The sequence below is a fragment of the Nostoc sp. ChiQUE01b genome (assembly GCF_034531255.1).
GTDB lineage: Bacteria > Cyanobacteriota > Cyanobacteriia > Cyanobacteriales > Nostocaceae > Nostoc.
In genome coordinates this window covers 1-5,606 of the sequence record NZ_JAVRBM010000124.1, presented here as the reverse complement: position 1 = coordinate 5,606, position 5,606 = coordinate 1, and the positions used below count along the sequence as shown (strand labels likewise).

3 protein-coding genes are annotated in these 5,606 nt (G+C 39.3%); all 3 read right to left on the bottom strand.

The annotated features are described in order from the left end of the window. Nucleotides 1-1,486 (bottom strand): tetratricopeptide repeat protein (locus RMY63_RS38595; protein ID WP_322733726.1); only part of this gene is annotated, 1,486 nt, incomplete at its 3' end. Further along, entirely contained in the window at nucleotides 1,443-2,789 is a 1,347-nt protein-coding gene (locus tag RMY63_RS38590) for a P-loop NTPase fold protein (protein ID WP_322733725.1), read from the bottom strand. The genes RMY63_RS38595 and RMY63_RS38590, both read right to left, overlap by 44 nt. 1,047 nt (nucleotides 2,790-3,836) lie before the next feature. Then, nucleotides 3,837-5,204, bottom strand: coding sequence for a hypothetical protein (locus tag RMY63_RS38585; protein ID WP_322733724.1), 1,368 nt, complete (start codon nucleotides 5,202-5,204; stop codon nucleotides 3,837-3,839). Between the last annotated feature and the right edge of the window lie 402 nt (nucleotides 5,205-5,606).

Sequence of the window (5,606 nt, the reverse complement as noted above, 5' to 3'; positions counted from 1 at the left end):
GTGCCTGGTCGTATTGGCGCAACTCTTGGGCAACCATTCCCAACTGGTGGTAAGTGCTAGCACTCGAATAGCGATCACCAAATTCGATTTTGATTTCCAGGGCTTGTTGATAATAATCCCGTGCCTGGTCGTATTGGCGCAACTCTTGGGCAACCATTCCCAACTGGTGGTAAGTGCTAGCACTCGAATAGCGATCACCAAATTCGATTTTGATTTCCAGGGCTTGTTGATAATAATCCCGTGCCTGGTCGTATTGGCGCAACTCTTGGGCAACCCTTCCCAACTGGTGGTAAGTGCTAGCACTCGAATAGCGATCACCAAATTCGATTTTGATTTCCAGGGCTTGTTGATAATAATCCCGTGCCTGGTCGTATTGGCGCAACTCTTGGGCAACCCTTCCCAACTGGTGGTAAGTGCTAGCACTCGAATAGCGATCGCCAAATTCGATTTCGATTTCCAGGGTTTGTTGATAATAATCCCGTGCCTGGTGGAACTGTCGCATATTCAGAGATACATTACCTAAATAATGCAAGGAATTGGCGACAGCACGATGATTTTTATGCTTTTTGGCAATATCTAAAGCTTGTTGATGATAGCTGTTTGCACTTTCAAACTGTCGTTGCTGCTGATAGCTTTTACCTAACTGATTGATAATTTCGATTTCTAAGGAATAATCAGGAAATTGCTGGGCAATTTTCCCAGCTTTTTCTAAATATTCTCTAGCTTTGATTGGTTTGTACTGGCTTAAATATGCTTTGCCCAATTCATTTAAAATATTACAGCAATTGCGGAGATGTTCTGGGCTGGGTATTTCTCCAGTTGGGTTATATTCCATCAACAGACCATGTAATAAATCGATACGTTCTTGTTGTTCTGGTGTTGGTAAGCGTTCTATATTTGTGTCCGCATCCAGAGTGTTGGCAATTGCCCTATCTCTAGTCAATTCTGTAGTTTTAAAGCGAAATAAACCTGATTTCCAAGCCCAAAAATCAGGTGCAAATTTTGCTAACCGCGAAATCGCATAATCTGGCAAGATAAATAAAAGCGGATGAGGTACGGTTTTTCGATAGGAATCGCGGATGAAGTTTAAATCTTGTAAGACTGGTGGATAATCTTCATCTCCAAACACACCAATCGATTTTTCTAAATTCCGAATTAATAAAACAAGTTTTTTATTTGTTTCTTTAGTAATTTTGGCTAATTGCTCCACCAAATCATCCCGCAGAAATCGCAAATTCTTATCAGGAAAATCTAAAACCACAAATTGGATTTCTTGACATTGGGCATTCTGTTCCAATCCAGCAATTAATAAGTCTATATCGGGTGTAAAGTTAATTTCAATAAAACCTAATGTAAATTTTTCTGCAAAATCGACAAATGTCACTAATTCAGCAAATTCATCTTGATTATAGGCAATAAATTTACCTATTTCGGCTTGAAGTTCACTGTTGTTGTGCTGATTGGAGAGCTTGTTGGAAGAACTCATTTCGCTTCACCACCGGATTTGGATAATTCCACCGTTTATCACCGTTATATTCCAACACGGAAGTATTAAATAACATTAATTGTCCAATTTCATCTTTACTGACATTTTTAGTTAAGCAAACCTGAGCCAAATGAGCGTAATGTTCTTCAGGAATAAACCGCTCAAAACTAAATTGTTGCTGTTTAACTGCATACTCTATATCTTCGGATATAATTTTTGCATGTTTTCGGGTACTCGCTGTTTGACATGCAGAGCGCATCATTTGCATTAACTGCCGCACATGGCCACCACTTGCTTTTGCTAGTTCTAATAATTGATTACGGCTCTCAAAAATTGCATCAATATCAACCCGCTTTTCAATTACACTTGCCATCGCATCTAAGCCCGTCTGATTATAATTTAAATCACATTTATGCCGTTCAAATTCATAGATATTAATCATCGGCACAATATGAGGATCACCATCAAATTGATTTAGGGGGTTTTTTGGCGAGCAAAGAATTGAAATTGGTACTGTATAAATGATTGTACAATTTAATTCTTGCATCTGAGCTGCATAATCCAAGAACAAATGTTCTGCGACGGCAGGAGGAACCCGATCCAAATTATCGAAGATAATTAATAAGCCTTTACATTGAGGAAATTTTTGCCGCAATTTGGCGTAAGCGTCGCTTAATAACAGATTAGTATCAGATTTGAGGCGAGATAAATCTTTTTCTAGAGTTTGGCGAATAGTTGTCTTTTGCTTGTCCGAGCCTTTAATTTGTGCCAGCAATTTGACCATTAGTTTGGCGAGAAATGGAGCTGTAGGGCTGAGAGTTGCTTCTGCCTTGACATTGACTGATTTCTCGACACTTTGCTCGTTTTCTTGAGTAATATCTTTAAACCATGATTCAAAACTTTTTAATAAATCTGGATTAAAAGTCAAATCTAATTTTCGTAATTCAAATTCAACTTGTTTAATCACAATCAAATATAAATCTGTATACCGGGCATCATTAATATCTGTCTCTTCATTTGCTTCTAAATAAAGAACCCGATAATTGTTTTCCCAAAGACTTTGAATTTTTTTTAACTCCGTACTTTTACCACAACCGCGATGTCCGGTAAATAAAATTGTTGTAAAATCACCTGCATCTTGAAAATCCAAAATTGTACTGACATTATCAATAGCCGAAGTTTTCCGCACCCCCGACAAATCGACATAATACCGTTCCATTTCTGCTGGTTCAAGCGGCTCAACATTACAAGCCAAAAAAGCCGCTTTAAGAGTATTTGCACGCTGAAAACTTGAGTGAGACATTCTTTTGAGCAAATAACAATCACCAACTTCTAAATTTTAAGCGATCGCCCATCAAATTTAGCAAATACAGCCATAGCACTCATAAACTCCGCGCGCAAGGAAAGGAAATTAGTTATGATTCCTAGAGTCATTGCACCCCAAACAGCCAAAGCTATGCTTTGTCTCGCCTTTCCTTGGTATCAGCACTTGTAACTTGCTTAACCCTGAAAACTAGTTGCCAAAATTGAAGCGTTTGCAACAATTGCTCTTTCATGTATAAGAAAGGTTTAAGTATTTCCAAGAAATATATAAGCAGTTGCTGCAAAGACTTCATACTTTGCAACAATTGCTCCTTCATGTATAAGAAAGGTTTAAGTATTTCCAAGAAATATATAAGCAGTTGCTGCAAAGGCTTCATGCTTTGCAACAATTACTTGTTCATGTATAAGAAACGTTTAAATCATTGCAGCAATCGTTGTAACTAACTTATGAGTCGCTTTATAGTGCGTAGGCGTAGCCCGTCGTAGACATCGCAAACCGTCTCTATGAGAAATGCTAGGCGCAGACAGCATTAATTCTCGCTAATTACTGCTGTAAGTTAATCTGGTAGAGAAACAGAAAGTGCGATCGCAATCAGCCTAGAAGGAATGGCACTAAGTTAAGACACAACCCTTACTCTGACTAGTCTGACTGGTTCCCAGCCTAGAGGCTGGCAACGAGGCAACACAATACTTTGGGTTTATCTTAGTGCCATTAAGCCTATAGGACTCATATTTGATTTCTGAAATACACATAGGGGAGCCACTCGTGTGGGCGGGTTTCCCGACTTGAACGAACTGGCGTTGCGTTAGCCTTTGGCGTAACGCACCAATTAACGATTTAGGTGCGTTAGGCTACGCCATAACACACCCTACCGATACTTAGATTTTTTCATAAATCAAATCGGACTCCTATAGAACAATTGAATTTACAACAAAAGCCTTAGTGATTAGGACATCAACAGATGATAAAACTTAGATACAAAAAGACTTTTCACCCAGTCCCCAGTTCCCAGTCCCTGACTATACGTTAACAGTGTTGTTGTTTTTTGAACAGTGACAACAACAAACATACCAGTCCCATAACTACCAATGACACTGAAGAAGCAGATTCTGGGACAGGCTGAGGGTTTTGCACAGGCTGATAATTGATGAAATTTCCTTGAATTGGGCGGAGTAATGCTAAAAGTTGCTCAATATCGTTAGATATATTAGTGTCATTACCAACACTTTTAGAAGAGATGAGGCGGTTAAATGTTTGGCTACTTGATTCATCAAAATCTCCTGTTAACCCAAGAAAATTTTGACCTATTTTACCTATCAGAGAGTCAATCAGATTGTTAACATCAGTTTTGATCCCTTGCGGGGATAGCTCTAAACTGCTGGTATTGTTGAGATTTCCAATTTTTGTGTTGTCAGTTTTTGTTAACCAATTGCCATTACCAATAATTTCATTTCCATTGGTAAAAACCCAGTTACCATTACCAATAATTGTGTTATCAGTGCCGAAGTCCCAATTGCCGTTTCCAATGGTTGCGTTGTCACTGCCAAAGTGCCAATTACCATTACCTAGTGTTGCATTATTACTTCCGTTGTCCCAATACCAGTTACCGTTACCAAGGGTTGTGTTATTCTTGCCAAATAGCCAGTTGCCATTACCAATGGTTGCGTTGTCATTATTAAAGTTCCAGTTGCCATTTCCAATGGTTGCGCTGTTACTGCCATAATCTGAGTTAAAATTACCAATAGTTGCGTTATTATTACCAAAGTTTTTGTTACCATTACCAACTGGTGCGTTGTCCTTATTAAAGCTTTGGCTACCAGCATTAGATGTATTGCTAGCATTACTAAAGGATATATTATTACCAAGAACTTCTTTCAACGGATCGAAAGGCGATTGTTGAAGCAGACTTCCAGCACCTGCGATCGGATTACTGTTACCTGCAAAAGGGTTGGTAGCGCCACCTGCGATCGGATTACTGTTACCTGCAAATGGGTTGGTAGCGCCACCTGCGATCGGATTACTGTTACCTGCAAATGGGTTGGTAGCGCCACCTGGAATGGGATAACCACTGCCTGCAAACGGGTTACTACCTCCTGCTAATGTGTTGTCAATACCCTTGAAATAGTTATCACCCAAAACTAACTTTAATCGCTCAAAGATTAATTTCTGAAGCCCACTGCCAGCATCACCTGCAAACGGGTTAATACCGCCACCTGGAATCGGATTGCTACCGTTACCTAATAACAGATTGCTACCACCCGTCAACAGGCTGCCCTTAGCAGCAGACAAACTGTCATTGGCAGCAAAGGAATTACCGCTATATAGGTTGCTAGCACCACCTACACTTAAGGGGTTAATTCCACCATTAATGGGATTGACAGCAGATGCTTCCATTGGCACTAATTCTCCTATTTTTAGTTGAAAAATTATTGGATCTTCAGTACTTCTTATACCAATTATGAATTTGCGAAACCCAAAATATCTCTAAAATAAAGACTTTAATAATCTTACCGTCAAACTAACAGAAAATATCCCCTAAACCTTTACCTAATAATAGTTTCAGGACGTAAAATAGCAAACTAGTACAATCAGGCAGAAGGCACATCAGCGATAATACACGCTTTTCTGGTTTATCGAATAATATGTTTATTTGCGCCAAGCTGTACTAGCATACTATGTACTGAAGAGTTCCTTTCTATTTATCTATCTGCTGATTTTCGCAAGGATTCTATTAAGCGAACGGGATTTGTCCACCACTGCCACCAAATGAGGGGATTTGTCCTTCACTAAATGAGG